The 25,739-nt window shown below is 69.6% G+C and carries 30 protein-coding genes; 18 read left to right on the forward strand and 12 right to left on the reverse strand.

Annotation, left to right across the window (positions count from 1 at the left end; translation table 11 throughout):
• Window positions 1–279: 279 nt before the first annotated feature.
• The gene (locus ACT2FV_RS23005; protein WP_124623184.1) at window positions 280–1,191 is read right to left on the reverse strand and encodes a LysR family transcriptional regulator; all 912 of its coding nucleotides are present in this window, start codon (window positions 1,189–1,191) and stop codon (window positions 280–282) included.
• A gap of 172 nt (window positions 1,192–1,363) precedes the next feature.
• On the opposite strand from ACT2FV_RS23005, the gene ACT2FV_RS23010 reads away from it, so the two are divergent.
• Complete coding sequence (locus ACT2FV_RS23010) at window positions 1,364–2,284, forward strand: pyridoxal-phosphate dependent enzyme (protein ID WP_151051706.1); 921 nt, start codon at window positions 1,364–1,366, stop codon at window positions 2,282–2,284.
• Between the two features lie 270 nt (window positions 2,285–2,554).
• Here the strand turns inward: ACT2FV_RS23010 and ACT2FV_RS23015 are convergent, their stop codons facing one another.
• A complete protein-coding gene (locus tag ACT2FV_RS23015) occupies window positions 2,555–3,634 on the reverse strand; it encodes a DUF2242 domain-containing protein (protein WP_174919694.1) in 1,080 nt (359 codons plus the stop codon).
• Between the two features lie 126 nt (window positions 3,635–3,760).
• Window positions 3,761–4,654, reverse strand: a complete 894-nt coding sequence (locus tag ACT2FV_RS23020; RefSeq protein ID WP_124902046.1) for a LysR family transcriptional regulator — start codon at window positions 4,652–4,654, stop codon at window positions 3,761–3,763.
• A 107-nt stretch (window positions 4,655–4,761) separates the two neighbouring features.
• On the opposite strand from ACT2FV_RS23020, the gene ACT2FV_RS23025 reads away from it, so the two are divergent.
• Window positions 4,762–5,517, forward strand: coding sequence for a TerC family protein (locus ACT2FV_RS23025; RefSeq protein ID WP_059603516.1), 756 nt, complete (start codon window positions 4,762–4,764; stop codon window positions 5,515–5,517).
• 84 nt (window positions 5,518–5,601) lie between these two features.
• A complete protein-coding gene (locus ACT2FV_RS23030; protein ID WP_124626705.1) occupies window positions 5,602–5,904 on the forward strand; it encodes a TFIIB-type zinc ribbon-containing protein in 303 nt (100 codons plus the stop codon).
• A gap of 113 nt (window positions 5,905–6,017) precedes the next feature.
• Here the strand turns inward: ACT2FV_RS23030 and ACT2FV_RS23035 are convergent, their stop codons facing one another.
• Together ACT2FV_RS23035 and ACT2FV_RS23040 are read right to left on the reverse strand one after the other, a co-directional pair.
• Complete coding sequence (locus ACT2FV_RS23035; RefSeq protein WP_059603522.1) at window positions 6,018–6,440, reverse strand: Hsp20/alpha crystallin family protein; 423 nt, start codon at window positions 6,438–6,440, stop codon at window positions 6,018–6,020.
• Between the two features lie 27 nt (window positions 6,441–6,467).
• Window positions 6,468–6,908, reverse strand: a complete 441-nt coding sequence (locus ACT2FV_RS23040; protein ID WP_151051766.1) for an Hsp20/alpha crystallin family protein — start codon at window positions 6,906–6,908, stop codon at window positions 6,468–6,470.
• 241 nt (window positions 6,909–7,149) lie between these two features.
• Between ACT2FV_RS23040 and ACT2FV_RS23045 the strand changes: the two genes are divergently transcribed.
• Window positions 7,150–8,067, forward strand: coding sequence for a 3-hydroxyacyl-CoA dehydrogenase NAD-binding domain-containing protein (locus ACT2FV_RS23045; RefSeq protein ID WP_444504867.1), 918 nt, complete (start codon window positions 7,150–7,152; stop codon window positions 8,065–8,067).
• Window positions 8,068–8,095: 28 nt separating this feature from the next.
• Here ACT2FV_RS23045 and ACT2FV_RS23050 read toward each other — a convergent pair whose 3' ends face one another.
• Both ACT2FV_RS23050 and ACT2FV_RS23055 read right to left on the reverse strand, forming a co-directional pair.
• Window positions 8,096–8,377 carry a DUF4148 domain-containing protein gene (locus tag ACT2FV_RS23050; RefSeq protein WP_124626700.1) on the reverse strand — a complete coding sequence of 94 codons (282 nt, stop codon included), beginning with the start codon at window positions 8,375–8,377 and terminating at the stop codon, window positions 8,096–8,098.
• A gap of 168 nt (window positions 8,378–8,545) precedes the next feature.
• Window positions 8,546–9,394, reverse strand: coding sequence for a LysR substrate-binding domain-containing protein (locus tag ACT2FV_RS23055; protein WP_114176641.1), 849 nt, complete (start codon window positions 9,392–9,394; stop codon window positions 8,546–8,548).
• A 329-nt stretch (window positions 9,395–9,723) separates the two neighbouring features.
• On the opposite strand from ACT2FV_RS23055, the gene madL reads away from it, so the two are divergent.
• The 11 genes from madL to ACT2FV_RS23110 all read left to right on the forward strand — a co-directional run bounded on the left by madL (window position 9,724) and on the right by ACT2FV_RS23110 (window position 18,671).
• The gene (gene madL / locus ACT2FV_RS23060) at window positions 9,724–10,119 is read left to right on the forward strand and encodes a malonate transporter subunit MadL (RefSeq protein WP_124626698.1); all 396 of its coding nucleotides are present in this window, start codon (window positions 9,724–9,726) and stop codon (window positions 10,117–10,119) included.
• Between the two features lie 11 nt (window positions 10,120–10,130).
• Window positions 10,131–10,898, forward strand: coding sequence for a malonate transporter subunit MadM (gene madM / locus ACT2FV_RS23065; protein ID WP_174907074.1), 768 nt, complete (start codon window positions 10,131–10,133; stop codon window positions 10,896–10,898).
• 130 nt (window positions 10,899–11,028) lie between these two features.
• Window positions 11,029–12,675: a malonate decarboxylase subunit alpha gene (mdcA, locus tag ACT2FV_RS23070; RefSeq protein WP_059603540.1), complete on the forward strand. Its 1,647-nt coding sequence runs from the start codon at window positions 11,029–11,031 to the stop codon at window positions 12,673–12,675.
• A 10-nt stretch (window positions 12,676–12,685) separates the two neighbouring features.
• On the forward strand, window positions 12,686–13,000 hold the full coding sequence (gene mdcC, locus ACT2FV_RS23075) for a malonate decarboxylase acyl carrier protein (protein ID WP_444504868.1): 315 nt from the start codon (window positions 12,686–12,688) through the stop codon (window positions 12,998–13,000).
• Window positions 12,997–13,920, forward strand: coding sequence for a biotin-independent malonate decarboxylase subunit beta (locus ACT2FV_RS23080; RefSeq protein WP_151051773.1), 924 nt, complete (start codon window positions 12,997–12,999; stop codon window positions 13,918–13,920). Before mdcC ends, ACT2FV_RS23080 begins: the two co-directional genes overlap by 4 nt.
• Window positions 13,921–13,999: 79 nt before the next feature.
• Window positions 14,000–14,707, forward strand: a complete 708-nt coding sequence (mdcE, locus tag ACT2FV_RS23085; protein WP_444504869.1) for a biotin-independent malonate decarboxylase subunit gamma — start codon at window positions 14,000–14,002, stop codon at window positions 14,705–14,707.
• Window positions 14,694–15,362, forward strand: a complete 669-nt coding sequence (gene mdcG, locus ACT2FV_RS23090; RefSeq protein WP_444504870.1) for a malonate decarboxylase holo-[acyl-carrier-protein] synthase — start codon at window positions 14,694–14,696, stop codon at window positions 15,360–15,362. The genes mdcE and mdcG overlap by 14 nt, the downstream gene beginning before the upstream one ends.
• Window positions 15,359–16,225 (forward strand): triphosphoribosyl-dephospho-CoA synthase MdcB, encoded by an 867-nt coding sequence (mdcB, locus tag ACT2FV_RS23095; protein WP_444504871.1) that lies wholly within the window; start codon window positions 15,359–15,361, stop codon window positions 16,223–16,225. Before mdcG ends, mdcB begins: the two co-directional genes overlap by 4 nt.
• Window positions 16,222–17,154: an acyltransferase domain-containing protein gene (locus ACT2FV_RS23100; RefSeq protein ID WP_444504872.1), complete on the forward strand. Its 933-nt coding sequence runs from the start codon at window positions 16,222–16,224 to the stop codon at window positions 17,152–17,154. Before mdcB ends, ACT2FV_RS23100 begins: the two co-directional genes overlap by 4 nt.
• 150 nt (window positions 17,155–17,304) lie before the next feature.
• A complete protein-coding gene (locus ACT2FV_RS23105) occupies window positions 17,305–17,826 on the forward strand; it encodes a phospholipase D-like domain-containing protein (protein ID WP_124626683.1) in 522 nt (173 codons plus the stop codon).
• A 176-nt stretch (window positions 17,827–18,002) separates the two neighbouring features.
• Window positions 18,003–18,671 carry a phosphoribosyltransferase gene (locus ACT2FV_RS23110; RefSeq protein ID WP_444504873.1) on the forward strand — a complete coding sequence of 223 codons (669 nt, stop codon included), beginning with the start codon at window positions 18,003–18,005 and terminating at the stop codon, window positions 18,669–18,671.
• On the opposite strand, the gene phaZ is transcribed toward ACT2FV_RS23110, so the two are convergent.
• Window positions 18,658–19,881 carry a polyhydroxyalkanoate depolymerase gene (phaZ, locus tag ACT2FV_RS23115; RefSeq protein ID WP_444504874.1) on the reverse strand — a complete coding sequence of 408 codons (1,224 nt, stop codon included), beginning with the start codon at window positions 19,879–19,881 and terminating at the stop codon, window positions 18,658–18,660. The two genes, ACT2FV_RS23110 and phaZ, sit on opposite strands and share 14 nt — an antisense overlap.
• Window positions 19,882–20,028: 147 nt before the next feature.
• Between phaZ and ACT2FV_RS23120 the strand changes: the two genes are divergently transcribed.
• Together ACT2FV_RS23120 and ACT2FV_RS23125 are read left to right on the forward strand one after the other, a co-directional pair.
• Window positions 20,029–20,658 (forward strand): glutathione S-transferase, encoded by a 630-nt coding sequence (locus ACT2FV_RS23120; protein ID WP_444504875.1) that lies wholly within the window; start codon window positions 20,029–20,031, stop codon window positions 20,656–20,658.
• Window positions 20,659–20,999: 341 nt separating this feature from the next.
• Window positions 21,000–21,197 carry a hypothetical protein gene (locus ACT2FV_RS23125; protein ID WP_044844954.1) on the forward strand — a complete coding sequence of 66 codons (198 nt, stop codon included), beginning with the start codon at window positions 21,000–21,002 and terminating at the stop codon, window positions 21,195–21,197.
• Between the two features lie 109 nt (window positions 21,198–21,306).
• On the opposite strand, the gene proP is transcribed toward ACT2FV_RS23125, so the two are convergent.
• Entirely contained in the window at window positions 21,307–22,791 is a 1,485-nt protein-coding gene (gene proP / locus ACT2FV_RS23130) for a glycine betaine/L-proline transporter ProP (protein ID WP_444504876.1), read from the reverse strand.
• A 529-nt stretch (window positions 22,792–23,320) separates the two neighbouring features.
• Between proP and ACT2FV_RS23135 the strand changes: the two genes are divergently transcribed.
• Window positions 23,321–23,653 (forward strand): YnfA family protein, encoded by a 333-nt coding sequence (locus ACT2FV_RS23135; RefSeq protein ID WP_059523489.1) that lies wholly within the window; start codon window positions 23,321–23,323, stop codon window positions 23,651–23,653.
• Window positions 23,654–23,687: 34 nt separating this feature from the next.
• Here ACT2FV_RS23135 and dnaQ read toward each other — a convergent pair whose 3' ends face one another.
• The 3 genes from dnaQ to ACT2FV_RS23150 are packed head-to-tail and all read right to left on the reverse strand — an operon-like array spanning window position 23,688 to window position 25,727.
• Window positions 23,688–24,431 (reverse strand): DNA polymerase III subunit epsilon, encoded by a 744-nt coding sequence (gene dnaQ, locus ACT2FV_RS23140; protein WP_444504877.1) that lies wholly within the window; start codon window positions 24,429–24,431, stop codon window positions 23,688–23,690.
• 43 nt (window positions 24,432–24,474) lie between these two features.
• A complete protein-coding gene (gene rnhA, locus ACT2FV_RS23145; RefSeq protein WP_059523484.1) occupies window positions 24,475–24,918 on the reverse strand; it encodes a ribonuclease HI in 444 nt (147 codons plus the stop codon).
• Window positions 24,915–25,727, reverse strand: a complete 813-nt coding sequence (locus tag ACT2FV_RS23150) for a class I SAM-dependent methyltransferase (protein WP_059603577.1) — start codon at window positions 25,725–25,727, stop codon at window positions 24,915–24,917. The genes rnhA and ACT2FV_RS23150 overlap by 4 nt, the downstream gene beginning before the upstream one ends.
• Between the last annotated feature and the right edge of the window lie 12 nt (window positions 25,728–25,739).

Below are 25,739 nucleotides of genomic sequence, written 5' to 3' on the forward strand. Positions count from 1 at the left end.
CCGTGACCGGGGCGAAAAGCATCCGCTCTTTGGCACGAGGGTTGGATGCGGGCGCAGTATATTTCGGGGCATAGGCTTTCGAACTGACGTTTAACGGCCTCTTTTGGTGCCAATTTAACAATTCCGACGTGACGGCGTCATTCGCCTTCGATCTGAAAGATTTTTCGTCGGTCCGAGCGGATGTTTAGTGCGCGATAACGGCGAAGCCGGCTGAATCCACGGCCATGCGACGAGGCGGAATCCACCGCCCGCGCACGGATGGCGCATGTCGGCGATCGATCATTCCGCCTGGCCGGCCGCGTCGCGCACTGCTTCGAGAAACCGCGCGACGACGGGAGACGCCGGCACCGCCGCACCGTCGAATACGAACTCGATGTCGAAGCGGCTCGCGAGTTCGTCGAGCGCGACGAGCCGGACCGTGCGCGGGCACGTCGGCGACGCGCTTTCCGGCACGAATGCGCAGCCCATGCCGGCCGCCACGAGACCGATCAGCGTCGGGATGTCGCTACCCACCTGCGCGATGCGCGGCGTGAAGCCGGCCTGTTCGCACTGCACCATCAGGAAGCGGTGGTGCGCGGCGGAGCGCTGCGCGTCGAACCAGACGAACGGTTCGTGTGCGACGTCGGCGAGCGTGCGCGGCGCGCGGAAGCGGCCGCCGGGCGGCGCGGGCATCGCGAGCACGAAGCGGTCGCTCAGCAGCCGCACGCCCGACAGATGCGGCGCTTCGTCTCGGCGCCACGCCATGATGCCGCCGTCGAGCTGGCCGCGCGTCAGCGCTGCCGCCTGTTCGGCAGACAGCATCGGCGCGATCGATAGCTTCACGTCCGGACACGCGTCGCGAAACGCCTTCAGCACGTTCGCGACGACCGGCAGCGGCAGGCAGTTCGGCAGCGCGCCGAGGCGCAGCTCGCCGAGCTGGCCGGACGCGCTGCGCAACGCGCGTTCGCGGCTGTCCTGCAACGTCGCGAGCAGGCCCGTCGCATCCTGCAGGAAACTCGCGCCGGCCGCCGTCAGCGTGACGCCCGTCGCGCGGCGGATCAGCAGCGGCGTGCCGATCGCATCCTCGAGCTCGCGAATCTGCCGCGACAGCGCAGGCTGGACGATGCCCGCCGCGCGGGCGCCGGCCATCACGCTGCCGGCCTGCGCGACGGCCACGAAGTAACGCAGGTGACGCAGTTCGATCTGGCGCATGCGGTGTCGACTCCGGTTGTCGGCCTTGATTCGGTGGATATGCCTGTCAAGCATAGCAAGTGCCATTCGATGGTATTGGAAAAGCATGGCGGACGTGCCGTACGATGATCGACGTTGCCGGGCCCGTTCACGGGCCGCGTGCGTTCCCTTTGTCCCGACCGTGTCCCGCACCATGCCGCTTCATATCCAGACCCCCTATATCCGCTCGCAAATCGCGTCGCGCCGTCTCGGCAAGCACATCCGATTGAAGCTCGACGCGCTGCAGCCGTCCGGTTCGTTCAAATTGCGCGGCATCGGCGCGGTGTGCGAAGCGCGGCATGCGGCCGGCGCGCGCCGGTTCGTGTCGTCGTCGGGCGGCAATGCGGGCATCGCGGTTGCGTATTGCGGTCGCGAGCTCGGCGTGCCGGTGCTCGTCGCCGTGCCGGAAACCGCGTCGGCCCGCGCGCGGGCGCTGATCCGCGCGGAGGGCGCGGAGGTGGTCGTACACGGCGCGAGCTGGGTCGAGGCGAACGCTTACGCGCTGTCGGCCGTCGGTGCGCATGACGCGTTCGTGCATCCGTTCGACGACCCCGTGCTGTGGCAGGGGCACGCGACGATGATCGACGAGATGGCGGCGGCCGGCCCGAAACCCGACGCGGTCGTGCTCGCGGTCGGTGGGGGCGGGCTGCTGTGCGGCGTCCTCGAGGGGCTCGCACGCAACGGCTGGCACGACGTGCCGGTCGTCGCGGTCGAGACGGAGGGCGCGGACAGCTATGCGCGCTCGGTCGCGCAGGGGCATCCGGTCGAATTGCCGGCGATCACGAGCATCGCGACGTCGCTCGGCGCGAAGCGGCCGTGCGACGCGGCGGTCGAGTGGGCGAAGCGGCACGCGATCCATCCGGTCGTCGTGTCGGATGCGCAGGCGGTGGCTGCGTCGCTGCGGTTCGTCGACGAGCACCGGATCGTCGTCGAGCCGGCGTGCGGCGCCGCGCTGGCCGCGCTCGAACAGCCGGTGCCGGTGCTTGCTCGTGCGTCGGATATCGCGGTGATCGTGTGCGGCGGCGTGACGGCGACGGCCGAGCAGTTGCAGACGCTGAACGCGACGTTGCAGTAACGCGGTGGCGCGCGTGCCGCGGCGCAGCCGGGCGGCGATGCGGGCGAAGACGTAACGACGGCGTGATCGCGCGGCGGGAATGATCGGGGGCGTCCGAGGACCCGGGATTCATGTGGTCCGCGCGACGGGTTGCACTCGATCGCCGGTCACGTTACGGCGCGCATGCGCAACCGGCCTTCGGGTGTACGACGATCACGTGGCGCGGCGGGGAAGGGCGCACATGGCGCGCCGCGCGCGACGGGCGCACGACGCGGAGAGACGGTCGCGCGATCAGTTCGCGGACGGCGCGCTGGCACCGGTCGGTGCGGACGAGGCGACTGGATCGGCGGCAGCGGGCGCGGGGGCCTTGTCAGCCGATACCGGAGCAGCGTTCGCGGGGGCCGGTGCCGAGGCTGCCGGGGCAGGCGCGGCCGATGCCGACGTTGGTGCAGTTCGCGTGGCAGCGGCAGGCGTCGATGCGGGCGGTGCCGAGGCAGACGCGGGCGTCCGAACGGAGGCAGGTGCCGAAGCCGACATCGAAGCAGGCACAGCCGACGCGGGTGCCGGAGCCGATGCCGAGGGCGAAGCCGGCACGCCACCCCGCATCGCCGCCGGCGCGACCACGGCCGATGCCGCAGGCGAGGCAGGCGCGGCCGACATGCCCGAAGCCGGCGCGACGCCCGGCCCCGACAGCGGCACCGGCGCGGCGGGCGGCGTCGGCACGACCGGCGTCGTCATCTTCATCGGCTCGCCCTGCGGCGTCGGCGCGGGTTCGGGCAGCGGCGTGACGGGTTCCTTCTCGGCCGCCTTCACGGTTGCGCGGTCGCGGCGGGCCGGATCGATCTTCAGAAAATGCTCGACGAGGTTGAAGAAGCGCTCGTAGAACACGCCGGCGGGAATCGTCTCGCTGGCGGTCTTGACGAGCGCGTCGTCGCTCGACCCGATCGGCAGCGACAGCGAGCCGAACACGCTGAGCCCGACGCTCGCCGACGTATTCGACTTCTTCAGCGTGTAGCGGTCCTGCACCGCGTTCACGTACGCGATGCTCGACGAGCCGTCGGCATTCGCGTCGGCGCACACGACGTGAAACTCGATCACGACGTGCATGTCGTTGCTCGGCTGGAAATTCTTGCTGCCGTCGACCGCATCGTTGCGCGACGACGACACCACGTAGCCCTGGCTCAGCAGCGCGCGCCGCGCGGCCTCGCAGGACGCGTCGGATTTCGAGCGGAACGTGTGCGCGTACGGGCTGCTCGTTGCGTCGAACTGCTCCTGCTGGTAGATCGGCTTGGGCGGCGACGAGCACGCCGCCAGCACGGTCGCGGCCGCGAGCGCGCACGAAACGGAAAACAGGCGAAATCGGTTGTGCATGGCGTCTTTCAGAAGGCTCGGCGAGATGCGCGGGGCTGCGGGCGCAGCGGCGGGGCCGGTGCGATGCGCGTGGCAATCTCGTATGGCCGGGGCGTCATTATAGTTTCGTTTGATGTCGCGCTCGCTTCAGGCGGTCGGCGCCGGCCGCGCGGCGGCGAGCAGGCGCGACGCCAGCGGGTGGTGTTCGCCGCGCCGCGAGCGGATCGCATGGATCTCCTCGGTCACGTCGCCCGCCCGGCCGAGCCGGCGCAGCCCGCGCAGCAGCGACGCGTCGTTCGCGCCGAGTTCGCTGAGCGGAAACACGCCGAGGCCGCGCGCCGCGAACACGGCCATCAGCGCGCTGTCCTCGAATTCCCCGGCCACGCGCGGCACGATCCGTTCCCGTTCCAGCCACAGGTCGAGGCGGGCGCGCAGCGCCGAGTGGGCGGTCGGCAGCAGCACCGGCAGCTCGGCGAGGCACTGCGGAAAGCGCTGCCGCGCAGCCGGCGTGACGAGTGCCGCGGGTCCGTACCAGTCGACCGGCGACGCGACGAGCCGCTCGCTCGTCACGCGCAGGTTCGACCCCGACGGCGCGCCCTGGCCCGCCAGCACGAGGTCGAGGTGATGCAGCGCCAGTTCCGCGAGCAGCGCGTCGTGCTCGCCCTCGTGGCACAGCAGCCGCAGCGTGGGCGTATCCAGCACGGGCGCGAGGATCGCGTGCGCGGCGAGCTTGGAGATGCCGTCGGCGAGCCCGACCGCGAGCCGCACAGTCGGCTGGCTGGCCGCCGCGCGCACTTCGTCGGGAATCAGCCGGCCCATCTCGAAGATGACCTCCGCGCGCGCATACGCGGCCTGGCCGGCGTCGGTCATCGCGACGCCGCGCCCGGCGGGGCGCAGCAACTGGTGCCCGAGCGCCTTCTCGAGTTCGCGCACCTGCGCGCTGATCGTCTGCACGGCCATGTCGAGCCGCGCGGCCGCGCGCGCGAAGCCGCCTTCCTTCACGACGACCCAGAAATAGTACAGATGTCGGAAATTGAGCATCGGATCGTAATTTCGGAAAAACCGAATTAAAAATCAGATTCTCTCTGATTTTTACGAAGTTCGTGGCGGCATATCATCTGGCTTTCCACTTTCGTATCGGCCCATTCATGGACTACCTGCTGACGCTTGCCGCCGACCCCGCCGTCTGGGCCGCGCTCCTCACGCTCGTCGTGATGGAAGTCGTGCTCGGCATCGACAATCTGATCTTCATCTCGATCCTCAGCAACAAGCTGCCCGAAGCGCAGCGCGCCCGCACGCAGCGCCTCGGTATCGCGCTCGCGCTGGTGATGCGCCTCGCGCTGCTCGGCAGCGTCGCGTGGATCGCGAGCCTCACCGAACCCGTATTCACCCTGTTCGATCACGCGTTCTCGTGGCGCGACATGATCCTGCTGTCGGGCGGCCTGTTCCTCGTGTGGAAGGCGACCACCGAGATCCATCACCACGTGTCGCACGACGGTGAAGGCGCGGGCGGTGCCGGCGGCGCGGCCGGCCTGACGATGTGGGCCGCGATCGGCCAGATCGTGATGCTCGACATCGTGTTCTCGATCGACAGCATCGTGACCGCGATCGGCATGACCGAACACGTGCCGATCATGTTCGTCGCGGTGATCGTCGCGGTGAGCGTGATGCTGTTCGCCGCGCAGCCGCTCGCACGCTTCATCGACCGCAACCCGACCATCGTGATGCTCGCGCTGTCGTTCCTGGTCGTGATCGGCATGACGCTGATCGCCGAAGGGTTCGGTTCGCACGTGCCGAAGGGTTACATCTACGCGGCGATGGCGTTCTCGGCCTTCGTCGAAGGCATGAACATGCTGGCGCGGCGTGCGAAGGCGAAGCGCGCGGCACGCACGCAAGGTCACTGAGCCACCGCGCGTGACGCCGGCTGTGGCCGGCTCGCGCGCGTCACACGGAACCCGGACGACATTCGCCCGGAAAGGAGAGACGCGATGAAATGCCCTGTCTGCAAGACGCCCGACCTGCTGATGGCCGAGCGCCAGTCGATCGAGATCGACTACTGTCCCACCTGCCGCGGCGTGTGGCTCGATCGCGGCGAACTCGACAAGCTGATCGCCCGCGAAACCGATGACGCGCCGGCACGCCGCGACGCCGCGCCGGCGCCGTCCGATGCGCCCGCGCAGCGCGGTCGCGACGACGGCTGGGGGCGCGACGGACGCTCGCACGACGAGCGTTACCGGCACGACGGCCGGCGTCGCAAGAAGTCGGTGTTCGACCTGTTCGATTTCGATTGAAGCCGCCGGCAGCCGCCGCATGCCGCGCGTCGTGAAACAAGCCCCGCACAGGCGTTGCCTGGCGGGGCTTGTTCATCGTTGGTACGGCCTCGGGCAGTACCGGAGCGCGACGCTCATGCGTCGCCGGCTTTCACGTCGATACGGCGCGGGCGGGCTTCTTCGCGACGCGGAATCGTCAGCGTGAGCACGCCGTCGCGCAGGTTCGCGTCGATCCTCGACGTGTCGAGGTCCGCACTCAGCGCGAACGTGCGCACGAAGCGCGGCGCGCGAACTTCCGCATGCCGCACGCGCAACTCGGCCGGCGTGTCGATGCGCGCTTCGGCTTCGATCGTCAGCGTACTGTCGTGCACCTTCACGTCGAGGTTTTCCCGCGGCACGCCGGGCAGATCGGCGCGCAGCGTGACGCACTGCGAATCTTCGACGATGTCGACGGCCGGCACGATCGCGGGCCGACGCGATGCGTCCTCGGCGGCGGCGGTAGCGCCAGCGGACGGGGTGCCGGGCTGGCGTTCGGTCAGGGTCTGGCTCGTATTCATGTCGTTCTCCTGAGGGTGATGCCGAGGTTACTGGACGGTGATGGCGCGCGGCTTCGATTCTTCGCGACGCCCGACGCGAATCAGCAGGCAGCCGTTTTGGTAGCGGGCGCTGACGTTGTCGGGATCGGCGTTCTGCGGCAGCTCGACCACGCGGCGGAACTTGCCGTGAAAGCGCTCCTGCGCATACGTGCGCACGTCGTCGCCGGCTTGCTGCGGCACGGGCTTGCGCTCGCCGCTGATCGTCAGCAGATCCTTGTCGATCGATACGTCGAAGTCCGCCGCGGCCATGCCGGGCGCGAACGCGACGATTTCGATCGTGTCGTCGGTGGCGCCGATGTTCAGCGCGGGGAACGCGCTCGGCCGGCCCTCGCGGATGCCGGTCGGAAGCCCGCCGAACAGGCCCGCCATCTGGCGCTGGACGCGGGCGAATTCGTCGAACAGGTCGTTGCCGAAATAGAGATCGCTCATGATGGTCCTCCTGCACGTGAAGCGCGGAATACGCGACGGGCGTTGACGACAAGGTGCCGCGTGGTTTTCCGCGGGATTGAAACGGGGCGGTGCGCGATACCGGCACTGCCCGGCACCGCGTAATTAGAGGCCGTCGAAACGTATTTCAAGAGGGAAATCGCACGTTGCATCGCCGCAGCGCGACGCCGCGAATCGATGCGACAATCCCCGCGCATCAACTGACCACGGAAACGGGACGCACATGGACATTCAACGTATCGCGATCGTCGGCACCGGCGTGATCGGCGCGAGCTGGACGGCTTTCTATCTGACGCAGGGTTTCGACGTCGTCGCGACCGACCCGGCGCCGCAGGCCGACGTGCGGCTGCGCGACGCGCTGGCTGCGTTTCTCGGCGAGCGCGCCGCCGAACTTGCCGCGCGGCTGTCGTTCGATGCCGATCTCGTGCGTGCGCTGGACGGTGTCGACTTCGTGCAGGAGAACGGCCCCGAGCGGCTCGACCTGAAGCGTGCGCTGTACCGGCAGATGGACGACGTGCTGCCCGCGCACGTGCCGATCGCGTCGAGCTCGTCGGGCCTGAAGATGTCCGATATCCAGACCGCGTGCGCGAAGCATCCGGAACGCTGCCTGATCGCGCACCCGTTCAATCCGCCACACCTGATCCCGCTCGTCGAGCTGGTCGGCGGCGATGCGACCGACTCGAGCATGATCGCGCGCGTGAAGGATTTCTACGACGCGCTCGGCAAGCAGACGATCGTGCTCAACAAGGAGATGACCGGCCACGTCGCGAACCGCCTCGCGGCCGCGCTGTTCCGCGAGGTGTATCACCTCGTCGGCGAAGGCGTCGTGAGCGTCGCCGATGCGGACAAGGCCGTCGCGTGGGGCCCCGGCTTGCGCTGGGGGCTGATGGGGCAGTGCCTGACCTATCACCTCGGCGGCGGGGCGGGCGGGATCGCGCACTTTCTCGAACACCTGTCGGGGCCGATCACGAGCTGGTGGGACGACCTCGGCACGCCGTCGTTCGATCCGGCCGTCGATCGCAAGTTGAACGATGAACTGCGCGCGATCCAGGGTGAGCATTCGATGCAGGAACTGGCGGCCGAGCGCGACCGGTTGCTCGTCGAGCTGATCGACGCACGGCGCCGCAGCTTCCTGCCCTGATCCGGGCGCGCCGGCGCGGCTGCGCCAGCTATTGCTGCGACATCGCCTGGCGGGCGGGCGGCGTCTGGGCCAGCCAGGCGGGGCTCGCGGCCTGCACGAGTTCGCGGTTGCGCGCGCGCGTCGCCGCGTTCGGCGGGTAGTTGCCGTCGTTCGTCGGCAGTTCGCCGTCGAGATAGGCCTGCTTGAGTTGGTCGATGACTTCCGCGCGGGTCAGCCCCGGTGTGGGGGCCGACGCATCGGTCTGGGCAAAGGCGGGGGACAGCAGGGCGGCTGCAGCGGTCGCGACGGCGAATCGCAGGACGTTCTTCATGGTGGGCTCCGATCAATGGGACGGGGTACCGGAGGCGCGCGGCGAGGTGCGATGCGTTCCGATGGGAGCCCATTGTCGCGAGCGGGTGCTGCGCGGACGATGACGCGTTCCGGGCAACGGTGTCAGGTGCGACGGACGCGCCCGGGTGCGTCCGGGCGCGCGGTGCCGCTACAGCTCGGCCGCCGCCGTGATCAGCGTGGCTTCGAGCGCGAGCGTCGAGCGCGACGCGGCCGCCGGGCGGTCGATCACGTATTCGAGTTCGCCGAGTTCGGGCAGCCCTGCGTCGAGCCGCGCGAGCCCGGCCGGAATCACGTAGCCGGCGAACGCGCTGACGCCGAGCCCCGCGCTCGCGGCCGCGCGGAGCACCGCGATGCTGCTGCTCACGACGGCGATCCGGTACGGGCGGCCGACCGCCTCGAGCGACTCGAGCACGCGGCGGCGCGATACGCTCGGCTCCGGATGCATCGCGAGCGGCAGCACGGCCTCGTGGCCGGTGATCCGCGAATCGGGGCCGGTGCACCAGTACAGCGGCTCGCTGCGGATCACGCGGCCGCGCCGGCTGCCGGCGATGCGTTTCGCGAACACCAGATCGTGCCGGCCTTCGTCGAGCGCGTCGAACAGGTCGCCCGACAGCCCCGTCGAGATCGCAAGCTCGACGTCCGGATTGCGCTGCACGAAGCTCGCGAGCGCGGCCGTCAGGTGCGCGGACGCGAAATCCTCCGACATCGCGAGCCGCACCTTGCCCGACAGCGGTGGGCCGCACACCGACGTGACGGCCTCGTCCATCAGCTCGAGGATGCGCACCGCGTAGCGGAACAGCGCGTCGCCGTGCTGCGACAGGTGCACGTTGCGCGTGTCGCGCTCGAACAGCGGCCGGTCGAGCAGCTCCTCGAGGCGGCGGATGTGCTGGCTGACGGTCGACTGCGACAGGCTCACGCGCTCGGATGCGGCGGTGAAACTGCCGGACTGGGCGACGGCAACGAAGCTGCGCAGCAGCTCAGGCGGTAACGGGCGCATTGCTAAATCCACTGAATCGGTTTCGACAACTTCATAAATGGCCGGATCATGCGGGGCTAGTATCGGATCACGCGCCGGTGCGACCTCTGCGACCGGGGGCCACCAGACGCGTAGCCCGTGTCGCGCCGCCGGCTGCATCGGTCAGTCTAAGCCATCCGGCGTCCGGCCCGAAACCGCATCATCCCATCGACCCCGAGAACGTGCTCGCACGACGAGCCGCCGGGCCGCGGCGCACCGCCGCAGGAGACAGACAGTCCGCCCGGGATCGGCGTGCGGGCCTGACTCCCGCACGCGTTCGGCGCCCGTCACGAAGAGACTGGAGACGACTCATGATCATCTACGGAACCGCGCTGCTGGCGTTCTGCCACCTGGCCGGACTGTTCCTTGGCGACCTGCTTGGCACCGCGATCGGCGTGAAAACCAACGTCGGCGGCGTCGGCATAGCGATGCTGCTGCTGATCTGCCTGCGCCTGTGGCTGCATCGCCGTGGCTGGCTGCCGAAGGAGACCGAGGCCGGCGTCGGTTTCTGGGGCGCGATGTACATCCCGGTGGTCGTCGCGATGGCCGCGAACCAGAACGTCGTCGCCGCGCTCAAGGGCGGCCCCGTCGCGCTGCTGGCCGCCATTGGCGCGGTCGCGATCTGCGCATGCTGCATCGCGGTACTCGTGCGCACCGGGCGCGACGACACGGCCTTCGCGGGCGTGCCGCAATTCGAAGAACAGTGACGGAGGCCACCATGTTGCAGATGCTCGAAAAAACCGTCGCCCACAACGGGCTCGTCGCATCGTTCGCGCTGGTCGGCCTGATCATGTGGATCTCGTCGATCGCGTCGCGCAAGCTCACGTTCGGCCGCGTGCACGGCTCCGCGATCGCGATCGTGATCGGCCTCGTGCTCGCCTATGTCGGCGGCGCATTCACCGGTGGCGAGAAGGGGCTGGCCGACGTCAAGCTGTTCGCCGGTATCGGCCTGATGGGCGGCGCGATGCTGCGCGATTTCGCGATCGTCGCGACCGCGTTCGAAGTGCAGCCGGCCGAGGCGCGCAAGGCCGGCCTCGTCGGCGTCGTGTCGCTGCTGCTCGGCACCGTGCTGCCGTTCATCGTCGGCGCGTGCATCGCGCGCGCGTTCGGCTATACCGACGCGGTCAGCATGACGACGATCGGCGCGGGCGCCGTCACCTACATCGTCGGGCCCGTCACGGGCGCGGCGATCGGTGCGAGCTCCGACGTGATCGCGCTCAGCATCGCGACCGGGCTCGTGAAAGCGATCATCGTGATGGTCGGCACGCCGGTCGCGGCCAGCTTCATGGGCCTGAAGACGCCGCGCTCCGCGATGATCTTCGGCGGCCTGGCCGGCACCGTGAGCGGCGTGAGTGCGGGGCTTGCCGCGACCGACCGCCGGCTCGTGCCGTATGGCGCGCTGGTCGCGACGTTCCATACCGGCGTCGGCTGCCTGCTCGGGCCGTCGGTGCTGTTCTTCACGACGCGCGCGCTGGTCGGCGCGTGACCGCGCATGGCCCGTCGCGCGCGGGCCGCATCCATCGCGGCGTCCTCTGAGTCGCATTCGTCAACATCATCAATCGGCGGCGGCGCCAGGCTTAGAATGCCGCTGAACCATCGAAGCGGGAGAACTGTTCATGACGGGATGGAATCACGCGCGGCAGGCGCGCGATGCACGCCTCGCGGCCGGCGCAGCCTTCGCGCAGGGCAAGCGGGTCGATGCGCGCGACACCGTCGCGTTGCTGGAAGCAGTGCTGCGGCCCGGCGACCGCGTGTGCCTCGAAGGCGACAACCAGAAGCAGGCCGACCTGCTCGCGACGGCGCTCGCCGACGTCGACAGCGCGAAGATCCACGACCTGCACATGGTGCAGTCGGGCGTCGTGCTGCCCGAGCATCTCGACGTGTTCGAGCGCGGCATCGCGAAGCGGCTCGACTTCGCGTATTCGGGCCCGCAGTCGCAGCGGATCGCGAAGCTGCTGTTCGGCGGCAAGATCGCGCTCGGCGCGGTGCACACGTATCTTGAACTGTTCGCGCGCTACTTCATCGACCTCACGCCGCATGTCGCGCTGATCGCGGCGGTCAGCGCCGACGCCGACGGCAATCTCTATACCGGCCCGAACACGGAAGACACGCCGACCGTCGTCGAGGCCACCGCGTTCAAGGACGGCATCGTGATCGCGCAGGTCGACCGGATCGTCGACAAGGTGCCGCGCGTCGACATTCCGGGCGACCGCGTGCATTTCGTCGTCGAGGCCGGCCGGCCGTTCTACGTCGAGCCGCTGTTCACGCGCGACCCGGCCGCGATCACCGAGACACAGATCCTGACCGCGATGCTCGCGATCAAGGGCATCTACGAACCGTACGGGATCAAGCGCCTGAATCACGGGATCGGCTTCAACACGGCCGCGATCGAGCTGCTGCTGCCGACCTACGGCGCGAAGCTCGGGCTGAAAGGCAAGGTCTGCACGCACTGGGCGCTCAATCCGCACCCGACGCTGATTCCCGCGATCGAATCGGGCTGGGTCGAGCAGATCCACTGCTTCGGCTCCGAAGTCGGGATGGACGACTACATCCGCGCGCGCTCCGACGTGTGGTTCACGGGCCCGGACGGCTCGCTGCGCTCGAACCGTGCGTTCTGCCAGACCGCCGGCCTTTACGCGTGCGACATGTTCATCGGCTCGACGCTGCAGATCGACCTGTCCGGCCATTCGTCGACGGTCACCGCCGAGCGGATCGCCGGTTTCGGCGGCGCGCCGAACATGGGCAGCGACGCGCGCGGCCGGCGCCACCCGAGCGAGCCGTGGCTGAAGGCCGGCGCGGAAGCCGACCCGGACACGCCGGCGGCGCTCAGGCGCGGCCGCAAGCTGGTCGTGCAGATCGGCGAGACCTTCGGCGACAAGAACGTGCCGATGTTCGTCGAGAAGCTCGATGCGCTGAAGCTCGCCGACAAGCTGCAGCTCGACCTCGCACCGATCATGGTCTACGGCGACGACGTCACGCACATCGTCACCGAGGAAGGGATCGCGAACCTGCTGATGTGCCGCGACAAGGACGAACGCGAGCATGCGATCCGCGGCGTGGCCGGCTATACGGAAGTCGGCCGCGGCCGCGACCGCAGGATGGTCGAGCGCCTGCGCGAGCGCGGCGTGATCCGCCGCCCGGAAGATCTCGGCATCGATCCGCTCGACGCCGACCGCCGCTGGCTCGCCGCGCGCTCGATCAAGGATCTCGTGCACTGGTCGGGCGGCCTGTATGCGCCGCCGGCCCGGTTCCGCAACTGGTGAGGAAGAGGGCATGGAACAGTTGAACTATCGCTTCACCGCGCGCGGGCGTGCGCGGGGCGAACTGGCCACCACGCTCGTTGGCGTGGTCGCGTCCGGCAATCTCGAGGTGCTCGTCGAGCGCGTGCTGCCGGGCAACGAATGCGAGATCGACATCCGCACCGCGGCGGTCGGTTTCGGCGCGGTGTGGCAGGCGGTGGTGTCGGACTTCGTCGAACGGCGCGCGCCGGGCGGCCTGAAGCTGTCGATCAACGACGGCGGCGCGCGGCCGGACATGGTGTCGCTGCGGCTCGCGCAAGCCGTGCGCGCGATCGAGGGGGACGCATGATGACCGACGCGATCCACGACGCGCCCGCGTTCGTCGCGAACGCCGCGAGTTGGTACGAAGCGTCGGCGCGCCAGCGCGTCGACGGGCTGCTCGACGCGGGCAGCTTCACGGAATTTCTTGGGCCGGGCGAGCGTGTGATGAGTCCGCACTTGCCGCTGTTCGACCTGCCGCAGCAGTTCGACGACGGGATGGTGGTCGGCCACGGCCGGCTCGGCGGCCAGCCGGTGTTCGTCGCCGCGCAGGAGGGCCGCTTCATGGGCGGTGCGTTCGGCGAAGTGCACGGCGCGAAGCTCACCGGGTTGCTGCGCGCCGCGCGCGACGTCGGCAAGCCGGTGCTGATCCTGTTCGACACCGGCGGCGTGCGGCTGCAGGAAGCGAATGCGGGCGAGCTCGCGATCGCCGAGATCATGCGTGCGCTCGTCGAGGCGCGCGCGGCGGGCGTGCCGGTGATCGGGCTGATCGGCGGGCGCGCGGGCTGTTACGGCGGCGGCGGGCTGCTCGCCGCGTGCTGCTCGGCGCGCGCGGTGTCCGAGCAGGGGCGCATCAGCGTGTCGGGGCCCGAGGTGATCGAGACCAACCGCGGTGTCGAGGAATTCGACGCGAAGGACCGCGCGCTGATCTGGCGCACGATGGGCGGCAAGCACCGTCGGCTGATCGGCAGCGCGGATCGCTATGTGGCCGATACGCCCGATGCGTTTCGCGCGGCCGCGCTCGACCTGATCGGCCGTGCGCCGACATTCGATGCGGCGATGCTGCGCGCGGAGCAGGCGCGGCTCGAAGCGCGCGTCGAGCGGTTCGGCACGTGCAGGGATGCGCTCGACGTGTGGCGCGCGCTCGGCGCGAGCGAGCCGGAAGCGATTCCCGGCATGTCCGACGATGAATTCGCGAAGCTCGCCGATCAACTGCAGGAGCAGAAATGACACGACCCCCACGCTTACTTGGTTCGCTGCCCCCCGAGGGGGCGTCTGCCTCCCTTGGGGCGGCCCGGCGGGAGGCAGCATGACGCTCGATGAAGTTCTGAATTCGCTGTTTCCCGAAGGCCATTCGATCAAGCGAAACGGCGGCCTGCTGACGGGCCACGCTGAACTGACCAGCACGCGCGTCGACGTGATCGGCGTCGCCGATCGCTTGCCGTTCGGCATCGACGAAGCCATCACGCTCGCATCGCACGTGCTCGACACGATCGAGCGTGGCGGCGGCACGCCGATTCTCGTGCTCGTCGACAGCGACAGCCAGCGGATGAGCAAGCGCGACGAACTGCTCGGCCTGAACGAAGGGCTGTCGCATCTCGCGAAATGCCTGATGCATGCGGAGCTTGCCGGGCACCGGACGATCGGCCTGCTGTACGGTCATACGGCTGCGGGCGCGTTCATCGCGACCGCGCTCGCGACACGCACGCTGCTCGCGGTGCCGAGTGCCGAGCCCGAGGTGATGGACCTGCCGTCGATGTCGCGCGTGACGAAGCTGCCGATCGACGTGCTGAAGGCAATGGCACGCTCGACGCCGGTGTTTGCGCCGGGGCTCGACAATCTCGTGAAGATGGGCGCCGTCGACGCCGTGCTCGATCCAGCCCGCGCGCTCGACGGGCAGGTCGGCGAATGGCTCGGCAAGCCGGCCGATCGCACCGATGGTCGTGCGGCGCGCGGCCGGCCGGTCGCGGCCGATGTCGCGCGGCGCGTCGAGGCACTCGCGCGTGCCGCACGCTGACACGCCGCCGCGACGCCACACGCTCGTCACGCTGACGGCGGCCGGGTGGCGCGCGGCATGCGCGCGCGATCCCGCGCTGGCGGCCGATCCGCTCGTGCACGCGTGGGCCGCGCGCGGCTGGCCGATGATCGTGCGCCGCGCGTCGCCCGACGAGGCCGATGCGCGGCGCGTGCCGCTCGGCTTGCCGCTGCCGCCTTCCGCGGGCAAACGGCGCATCGCACTGAACGTCGCCGCCGACGCGGTGGAGTCGGTCGGCCCGCTGCCCACGCTGGCCGACGTGCTGGCCGCTGCGCCCGACGCATGGCACGCGACGCTGCGCGAGCTGGATGCGCTCGGCGCGCGCTGCGGCGTGCAGGGTCGCGTGTTCGGCAGCCTCGCGTGGCAGGCGCTGACGGGCGAGCGCTATCTGAGCGCGTCCTCCGATCTCGACATCGTGTTCCCGCTGCCGGACGCCGCATCGCTCGCCGCGCTTCTCGACGGCCTGGCTGCACTCGACGCGCGCGCGCCGATGCGCATCGACGGCGAACTGCTGCGCGACGACGGCGCGGGCGCGAACTGGCGCGAATTGCATGCGCGGCTGCCTGAAGTCGCGGTCAAGACGGCGATCACCGTCGAACTGATGTCCGCCGACGCATTCACGGGAGGCACGCGATGAGTGCATGGGCCGCCCGCCGGGCGGCGGCGCCGTCCGAGGCCGAGCGCATCGCCGAACTCGCCGAGCGCAGCCTCGTGCTCGAAATCGAGACATATCCGAAACCGGGCCTCGTCAGTCACGTCGACACCGGCAGCCATGCGGACATGGACGCCGCGACGTTCGCGCGCAGCGCGGCCGTGCTGCGGCCGTACTTCGCGGAACTCGCCGGCGCCGGCGCGCGTGACGCGGACATGGCCGTGCTGCGCAAGATCGGGCTGCGCGCGGAACACGCGATGCTCGCGGCGACCGGCGGCGTCAACACGCATCGCGGCGCGATTTTCGGGCTCGGGTTGCTGTGCGCGGCCGCCGGCCGCCGCACGGTGCCCGGCACGGCGGCCCGCACGATGACGCTCGGCGCGTTCGTCGCGCAGCGGTGGGGCACCGAGATCCTCGGCGGCCCGCGGCTGCCCGACAGTCACGGCGAGCGCGCGAGCCGCCGCTACGGCGTCGGCGGCGCGCGTCGCGAGGCGGCCGACGGGTTCGCGACCGTGTACGGCGTCGGATTGCCGGCACTGCGCCGCGCGCAGCGCCGCGTGCCGGACGATCCGGAGGCCGCGCGCGTCGACGCATGCTTCGCGCTGATCGCCGCGCTCGACGATACGAATCTGCTGCACCGGGGTGGGCAGGCCGGCCTCGATTTCGCGCGGGCCACGGCACGCGCATTCGTCGCCCGCGGGGGCATACGCGCTCGCGACTGGCGATTGCGCGCAGCGGCCGCACACCGCGCGTTCGTCGCACGCCGGCTGAGCCCAGGCGGCGCGGCCGACCTGCTGGCGATGAGCGTGTTCGTCGACGCACTCGAAGCGGCCGAGGAGGGGGGATGACGCTGGCAATCCTGTGTTCGGGGCAAGGCGCGCAGCGGGCGGACATGTTCGAGTTGACCGGCGCCGCGCCACAGGCTGATACGCTGTTCGAGCATGCGGGCCGGCTCCTTGGCGACGATCCGCGCGACTGGGTGCGGCATGCCCGACCGGACGCGCTGCGCGGGAACCGCGCCGCGCAGATCCTTTGCACGGTGCAGGCGCTCGCGGCGGCCGCGTTGCTCGACGCGGTGTGGCCGCGCAGGCGCTGTGTCGCGGGTTACAGCGTCGGCGAAGTCGCGTCGTGGAGCGTCGCGGGGATGATCGATCCGCACGATGCGCTGGATCTGGCCGACGCGCGCGCGCGCGCAATGGACGCCGCGAGCGGCGGCGACGAACGGATGGCGTTCGTGCGCGGGCTGACGCGCGCGCAGCTCACGCAACTGTGCGACGGTCGCGATGCGGCGATCGCGATCGCCAATCCGGGCGACGCATTCGTGGTGGCCGGGCGGCAGGCCGACGTTGCCGCGGTGGGCGACGACGCGGCACGCGACGGTGCGCTGCGCGTCGCGCCCGTGTGCGTACGGATCGCGTCGCACACGCGCCGGCTCGCGTCGGCGGTGCCCGCGTTTCGCGCGTCGCTGGCTGGCGTGAACGTGCGCCGGCCGTTGCCCGGTAGGCGGCTGTTTTCGGGGATCGACGGCGCGTCGGTGCTCGATGTCGGCACGGGGCTGGACAAGCTCGCGCGGCAGATCGCGGAGCCGGTCGAGTGGGCGGCCTGCCTGGCCGCGTGCGTCGAGGCCGGCGCGACCGCGTTTCTCGAGCTCGGCCCGGGCCGAGCCTTGGCCGAGATGGCGGGCGGCGCTTATCCGGCACTGCCGGCACGCAGCGTCGCGGATTTCCGTTCGGTCGACGGTATCGCGAACTGGCTCGCGCGCGTCGCGCCCGGCTGACGGGCGGCGCGCGAGCGGCCCGGAAACGCCTGGAAATCCCGGCGAGATCGATTCCGGAACCGGCCCGCCAGGTGGTGGTTGCGCACCGGGTGTTGCGCCGGCGCAGCAGCGTCGCAGCAGGCGCTTGCCACGCGAATTGGCGTCGCTACAATGGCGCCCGCCATGAGACCAGCCGCCTTCCTCCTCGCCGTGCTTTGCTGCGCGGCGACCGCCCACGCCAGCCCGATTCCGTCCGATGCCGCATCGGTCGGCACGTACTTTTCGTATGACAATGCGGCGGCCGACGCGACCGTCGACCTGATCGGACAGGCGCAGCGCCGCGTGTTGCTGGCCGGCTACGCGTACGTGCCGCCCGCGGTCGCGGCGGCGCTGCGCGACGCGCGTTCGCGCGGGATCGAAGTGCGGGTCGTGCTGGTGCGTTCGCCGCGTGCGGGCAAATACAGCGGCGCGGGTTATCTGAAATCGGCCGGCATCGACGTCGCGATCGATTCGCGGCATGGCGATCCCGCGCCGCGCTTCGTGATCGTCGACGACAGCGTCGCGCTGACGACGCTGTCCGACGGCGCGCCCGCGCACGCGGAAACGGTGAACGTGTTCCAGCGCGCACCGGAGCTCGCGCAGTCGTACGCGCAGTCGTTCTGGCGGCTGTACCGGCAGGCCGGCGGGCTCTGAGCGCCTGACGGCGGACCCGCCCGGGCAAACCGCCACCCATCCTTTTCCCGCCGTAATCCGCATGCCGCGCGCGCCGGTATGACCCCGCTTGCATCGGCGCGTCCGATGAACCATGCTCGTTGAACAGGGTGCCGGTGCGTGCGTCGCGCATCCGGCGCAACGGGCAGGGAGCCATCGTGATCGAATGTTTTGCCGATCGCGCCGACGCGGGGCGCCGGCTTGCGCATGCGCTGCAGGACTATGCGGGGCGTCGCGACGTCGTCGTGCTCGCGCTGCCGCGTGGCGGCGTGCCGGTCGCATTCCCGGTCACGCAGGCGCTGCGCGCGCCGCTCGACGTGCTGGTGGTGCGCAAGCTGGGCATGCCGTCCGATCCGGAATTCGCGATCGGCGCGATCGCGACCGGCGGAGCGATCTACCTGCAGCATTCGGCGATCCGCGCGATGGGCGTGACCGATGCGCAACTGGCGGACGTGATCGCGCGCGAGACAGCCGAACTGCAGCGCCGCGAAGCGCTGTATCGCGGCGCTCGGCCGCCGCTGCCGGTCGACGGCCGGATCGCGATCGTCGTCGACGATGGCGTTGCGACCGGCGCGTCGATGCGCGTTGCGCTGCAGGCGCTGCGCGAACGCCACCCCGCGCGCATCGTGGCCGCCGCACCCGTCGCGCCGGGCGGTGCCCGGCATGCGTTCGACGATCTGGCCGACGCGTTCGTGACGGTGTTGCAGCCGCTGTCGTTCCTCGGAATCAGCCAGTTCTACGCGCGTTTCGACCAGACCGGGGACGACGAGGTGCGTGCGCTCCTCGACGCGGCCCGCGCGCCTGACGGCGACATCACGTCCGCCTGATACGGCGCCGGCGCGATCCCGGGCGAGCGGCTTCGGCCTGCACGAATACGCGCTGCAGCGCCGGATGGACTTCGCCGTGCCAGCGCGCGCCCGTGAACAACCCGTAATGATCGCAATCGTCGACATCGAGGCGCTGGCGCTCACCGGCCTTGAGGCCGCGACACATGGCCAGAGCTGCATGCGTCTGGCCGACGCCCGTGACGGCGTCGCATCCGCCTTCGACCGTCAGCAGCGCGACGCCGCGCAGCGCGGCCGGCTCGACGCGCTGCCCGCCGACTTCCCACGTGCCGTTCGCGAGGCACATTCGCTGAAACACGATATCGACGGTATCGAGGAAGTATTCGGCCGGCATGTCGAGCAGCGCCGTGTATTCGCGCAGCGCACGCCGCGCGTCCGCCAGCGCCGTCAGGTCGAAATGCGACGCCGCGCGCGCGTAGTCCTCGATCAGCGTCAGAAAGCGCTGCGGATACAGCAACGCGATCTCGCCTTGCTGAAGATAGGTCGGGAACACGTGCCGGCCGCGGCCGGGGAAGCGGGGCGGCACAATGTCGATCAGGTGGCGGCGGCACCACGCGAGCGACCGGGACGCGGCGGTCGTGCCGAGCGTGGTCGGGTTGACGCGCGCGTCGAGCGGCCCGCCGATCAGCGTGATGCTCGCGGGCGGTGCAAGGCCGCGAGCGGCGCGCAGCGCAAGTGCGCCGAGCGCGGGAACGGTGGCCTGGCACACGGCGACGACGTGCAGCGGTCGCTCGTCGCGGGCGAGCGCGTCGACGAAGCCGTCGAGCGTCGCCACGTATTCGTCGAGCCCGAAGCGACCGGCCGCGAGCGGGACGTCGCGCGCATTGACCCAGTCGGTCACGCAGACGTCGCCGTCCGCGAGCAGCGCCTCGACGGTCTCCCGCATCATCACGGCCGCATGTCCGGCGAGCGGTGCGCACAGCAGCACCGTGCGCCGCGCGGCGTCGCGCGCGAAGCGTCGCAACTGGCAGAACGGCGTGCGCGCGACGATCCGCTCGTCGATCGCCGGGCGCCGGATCTCGAATCGCGGCGGCCCGGCGGCGGGCCCGAGGAGCGGCTCGAACAGGTCGTCGTAGCACGACGACGCGGCGTGCGCCAGCGTCGCGGCGGGCCATGCGTCGAACGCGTGGCGCGTCGCCGCGCGCCAGGCGCGCATCCATTCCCGCTGCTGCTCGACGACGGTGTACCACATGGCGAACCTTGGGGCGGAGGGGGCGTGAATCTGCATTATGGTCACTCTGGCCGCGCAGCGGGTGTCGGAAACGCGAACAGGCCCTAGGCGGCGACGCACGGCGCTGCTACAGTCGTCGGTCCCATTCCCTCAAGCGGAGCGTTCGCGATGAAGCTGATCGGCATGCTGGATTCCCCGTTCGTGCGCCGTGCCGCCATTTCGGCGAAGCTGCTCGACCTGCCGTTCGAACACGAGTCGATCTCGGTGTTCCGTCAGTTCGACCGGTTCCAGACATTCAACCCGGTCGTGAAGGCGCCGACCCTCGTGACCGACGACGGTGCGACGCTGATCGATTCGTCGCTGATCGTCGACTATCTCGACCATCGCGTCGCGCCCGAGCGGCGCCTGCTGCCCGACGCCGCCGACGTGCGGCTACGCACGCTCGTGCCGGTCGGATTCGCGCTGGCAGCGGCGGAGAAGACCGTGCAGGTGGTGTACGAGCACGCGCTGCGGCCAGCCGAGAAGCAGCACGCGCCATGGCTCGAGCGCGTGCTGGGCCAGATCGAGGCCGCGTATGGCGAGCTCGAGCCGCTCGTCGCGGCCGCGAACGGCTGGCTCGGCGGCGCGCGCCTGCTGCAGTCCGACGTGACCGTCGCCGTCGCGTGGCGCTTCACGCAATTCATGACCGCCGATTACCCGGCGCTCGCACGGATCGATCCGGCCCGTTATCCGGCACTCGCCGCGCATTCGGCGCGGGCGGAAGCGCTGCCGGCGTTTGTCGAGACGCCGCTCGACTGAAGCCGGCGGCTGTCGCGTCGGCACGGGAGCGGGGGCGACGGGCGACGCGACCGGCGTGCGGTCCCGCCGGGACTCGTGCCGGCTTCCGGCACCGATCGACCCGGCCGCTATCGGCTGCCCGGTCGCCCGTTTTCGCCCGGCGCGGCGTCCGCAAGACGCCGCCGCGCGCCGTCCGTCTGGCGCTCCCGAACCATCCGCCGCCGCCCGCTCGGCCCCGTGCGCCAAAGGCCCGGCCGATTGTTCTCCGTCACTGACAAGTGACTTCGCATTCGCGCTGTTTATCCGGTTGCGGCCGATCCCTAGAATCCACTCCATCGAATAAGCATTGCCTGATGGAGCCGATGATGAGAGCGCTGATCGAATCGAGTCTGTACCACCCGTCCGTCGTGTTGCCGCTTGCCGCGCTGACGCAGCTGATGGTCGAGCGCGATTTCAATCTCGGCCAGGTCGGCCTGATCGTCGCGGCGCGCGGTGCGCAGGCTGCGGTGTCGCGTTCGCGGGCGCTGATCTTCTGCCGCCACTGCGAAGCGCACGCATGATCGCGCAGCCACCCAACAGATGAAAAAAAGCCCGGCCGGCGCAAGCCGGTCGGGCGGATCGGATTCGATCTGGCCCCGGCTTTTGCCGGGGCTTTTTCTTGGGCGTTGCTCAGGCGCGTACAGTCGACACGACGCCGTAAATCTCCGCATCGTCGTCCTCGCGCATCTGGCGTACCAACTGGTGCGCCTCGCGGCGCGTCGCGACGGCCGGCGGCGAGCCCTTGAGCGGCTGGCGCGCGGTTTCGGCAAGCGCGACGACCGACACGATGCCGATCACGGCGGCGCCCATCATGTAGTACGCGGGCATCATCAGGTTATGGGTCACGTCGACGAGCCACGCGGTGACGAGCGGCGTCGTGCCGCCGAACAGCGACACCGACACGTTGAAGCCGATCGCAAGCGCGCCGTAGCGGATCTCGGTCGGGAACAGCGCCGGCAGTGCCGACGGCATCACACCGGTGAAGCACGACAGCAGCACGCCGAGGATCAGCAGGCCGCCGAACACCGACGCGGTGGTGGCCGTATGGATCAGCATCATCGATGGGATCGACAGCACGAGCAGGCCGACGCAGCCGGCCAGCATCACGGGCTTGCGGCCGATCCTGTCCGACAGGCGGCCGGCGGCGAGCGTCAGCGGCATCATCAGCACCATCACGATCAGCACCAGCACGAGGCTGTGCGATTCGTCGAAGTGCAGCGTCGACGACATGAAGCTCGGCAGGTACGACAGCACCATGTAGTCGGTCACGTTGAAGATCAGCACGAGGCCGACGCAGAGTAGCAGCGCACGCCAGTTGCGCATCAGCGTTTCGCGGAAGCGCGCCTTCGGCACGGCCTTGTCCTGCGCTTCGCGCTCTTCGGCCTGGCGCTTGAACGCCGGCGTTTCCTCGAGCTTCATCCGGATGTAGAGGCCGATCAGGCCGAGCGGGCCGGCGATCAGGAACGGCACGCGCCAGCCCCACGACAGCAGCGCCTCCTGCGACAGCGATGCGGTCAGCAGCGCGACGACACCCGCACCCATCACATAGCCGATCAGCGTGCCGAACTCGAGGAAGCTGCCCATGAAGCCGCGGCGCTTGTCGGTCGAGAATTCGGCGATGAAGGTGGCGGCGCCGCCGTATTCGCCGCCGGTCGAGAAGCCCTGCACGAGGCGGGCGACGAGCAGCAGTATCGGCGCCAAGATGCCGATCGACGCGTAGCTGGGGATCAGGCCGATCGCGAAGGTGCCGACGGCCATCATGATCATGGTGGCGGCGAGCACGCGCTGGCGGCCGATGCGGTCGCCGAGCGGGCCGAACACCATGCCGCCGAGCGGGCGCACGAGGAATGCGGCCGCGAACGTGCCGAAGGTCGCGAGCAACTGCGCGGACGGGCTGCTGGAGGGGAAGAACACCTTGCCGAGCGTGACGGCGATATAGCTGTAGACACCGAAGTCGAACCATTCCATCGCATTGCCGATGGCCATCGCGCTGACGGCGCGCTTGAGCAGGCTCTGGTCGACGACGGTAATGTCGTCCGCGGCGAGTGGGGCCTCGCCGGACGACGTGGAGGAAGAAGCAGCGGTCGGGCTGACGTGTGTTGCGGTCAAGGTCATGCACTCCTTTGACTGCGCCGGAACGGGCGGGCCGTCCGACACGGTTTGCCGGCGAGCGCGATGTCGCGTGCTGCGCGTCGGGGCAGGCCATTTAAGCGCTTACTGCACATGAGGCGGTAAAGGGCCGGAAGGGACTGCTTCGACGCGGGCCCGATGGGCCGTCGCGACTGTGCGCTCATGAAGAATGGGCCGCGTGATGCGAGCGGCAGATGCCGGTGCGGACGGTGTCCGGCGTTCCGGCAAGCGCCCCGGAGGGGCAACGAAACGAGAAAAGCGGGCCTGTCGGGCGGGCTTTCCTGTGGATGCAATTTCGGTCGAAGCACCGGCCTGCAACGCGCGGACGGACTCCTTTCGAAATCGAATAGACAGATATTGAATGTTGAAACAGGCGACATGATAGCACGATGGCAGACGATCGTGCAAATTGCCCGGAATCTCCCGTCTGGCGGCGGTTCCGCCCGGGTCGCCTCCGGTATGATCGGCGGCGCGCGGCCCACCGGGCGGGTGGGGCGAATCTGCGAGGAACCGGATGACCGAACTGATCAGGATTGCGGCGCTGTTCGCCGTCACTGCACTGGCCGAAATCGTCGGCTGCTACCTGCCTTGGCTCGTGCTGAAGGGCGGCCGGCCCGTGTGGCTGCTGGTACCGGCAGCGCTGTCGCTCGCGTTGTTCGCGTGGCTGCTGACGCTGCATCCGAGCGCGGCGGGGCGCACCTATGCGGCATACGGCGGCGTGTATATCGCGGTGGCGTTGATCTGGCTGCGGGTGGTCGACGGCATCGCGCTGTCCCGCTGGGATGTGGCTGGCGCGGTGCTTGCGCTCGGCGGGATGGCCATCATCGCGCTGCAGCCGCGCGCGTGAGCGCGGCTGCAGGCGCCGGTCGGGAGATGCTGCGTCAGGCGGCTTTGGCGGCTTCGCCAGCATCCGCATCGGCGGACTTGCGCCACACGCAGGTGCCCTTGACCGACTTGTCGAGTTCGTCGAGTTGGGTCTGGTGGGCGGCGAGTTCGTCGTCGCTCGCCGCGAGAATCGGCAGGTCGAGCGACGCGAGCGACACGCGCTGGCCGTTCGCGGCGCCACCGGCGGCGCCTGCATCGTCGAGCATGTCGATCACGAGGCTGTCCTGGCCGCGCGTCATCGCGAGATAGACTTCGGCGAGCAGTTCCGAGTCGAGCAGTGCGCCGTGCAGCGTACGGTGCGCGTTGCTGATGCCGAACCGGTCGCACAGCGCGTCGAGCGAATTGCGCTTGCCGGGAAACATCTGCTTGGCCTGCACGAGCGTGTCGATCACGCCGCTGCAATGCTCGCTGAACGGCGGCAGGTCGAGCCGGGCGAATTCGGCGTCGAGGAACCCGAGGTCGAACGGCGCGTTGTGGATGATCAGCTCGGCGTCCTTCACGAAGTCGCGGATCTGGTCGACGACTTCCGCGAACTTCGGCTTGTCGCTCAGGAATTCGGTCGTGAGGCCGTGCACGGCCAGTGCGCCCGGATCGCTGTCGCGCTCGGGGTTCACGTAGATGTGCAGGTTGTTGCCGGTGAGCCGCCGGTTCAGCAGCTCGACGCAGCCGATTTCGATCAGGCGGTCGCCCGTGCGGGGATTCAGGCCGGTGGTTTCGGTATCGAGAATGATCTGGCGCATGTCGGATAAATCGGGAAAGACAGTAGGGTTGGGTGGCCTGCGTTCAGGCCACGAGCGATTCGACACCGCGATTCGCGAGCGCGTCCGCGCGTTCGTTTTCGGGGTGGCCCGCGTGGCCCTTCACCCAGCGCCACTCGACCTCGTGCTGCGCGACGAGCGCGTCGAGGCGCTTCCACAGGTCGGCGTTCTTCACCGGGGTTTTCGCCGCGGTGACCCAGCCCTTCTTCTTCCAGCCGTGGATCCACTCGCTGATGCCTTTCTGCACGTATTGCGAGTCGGTATGCACGATCACGCGGCACGGCCGTTTCAGCGCCTCGAGCGCGGCAATCACGCCCATCAGTTCCATGCGGTTGTTGGTCGTGTCGGGCTCGCCGCCGAACAGCTCCTTTTCGCGGTCGCCGTAGCGCAGCAGTGCGCCCCAGCCGCCGGGGCCGGGGTTGCCCTTGCAGGCGCCGTCGGTATAGATGTCGATGGTGTCGGTGGTCATGAGTGTTCTTGATGGGTGGTCGGGGTGGCCGCCGGCGTGAGGCCCGGCGCGAGCACGGGCTTCTTCATCTTGATCGGGCCGACGAGGCGCATGCCGCGCACGCGCTTGACGGCCGTGACCATGTAGACGGCGCCGAAGATTGGCCACCAGCGGTCGCCGGCGGCTTCCATGAAGCCGTAGCGGGCAAGCCATTTGTCGGTGACGAGCGGCGGCCGGTAGCAGCCGAAGCGGCCGCGCTCGAGATCGAAGCCGAGCAGCTTGATCCAGTCCTTGAGCCGGATGAACGCGATCTGGTCGCGCGCGGACGGCACGAACGGACGGTTCGCCATGCGTCCGAACGATTGCCGCATGCCCCACAGGCTCAACGAATTGAAGCCGGTGATCACGAGCTGGCCTTCCGGCATCAGCACGCGTTCGGCTTCGCGCAGCAGGCGGTGAGGGTCGGACGTGAATTCAAGCGTGTGCGGCATCACGATCAGGTCGACGCTCTGCGACTCGAACGGCAGGTCGAGCAGGTCGCACCACGTGGTGCTGCGACCGGCCGGCGCGTGTTCGGGCGCGTGCGCCTCGCGCGCCCACGGATACTGGTAGGGCGCGCTCGCGCCGCTTGCCGGGTCGAGCACGAGGCCGCGATACGGCATGCGGTTCTCGCGCAGCGCATCGAGCTGCGGCAGGCCGAGCTGCAGCGCGTGAAACCCGAAGACGTCGGACACGATCCGGTCGAGCTGCGCTTGCTCCCAGTCCAGCACATAGCGGCCGGGCGGCGAGTCGGTCCAGGCGGGCCAGTCTATAATTTGACGATCGGACATAACGATGATTGC

Origin of the sequence: Burkholderia sp. PR2 (genome assembly GCF_052372875.1) — a bacterium.
In the GTDB taxonomy this organism is placed as follows: domain Bacteria; phylum Pseudomonadota; class Gammaproteobacteria; order Burkholderiales; family Burkholderiaceae; genus Burkholderia; species Burkholderia diffusa.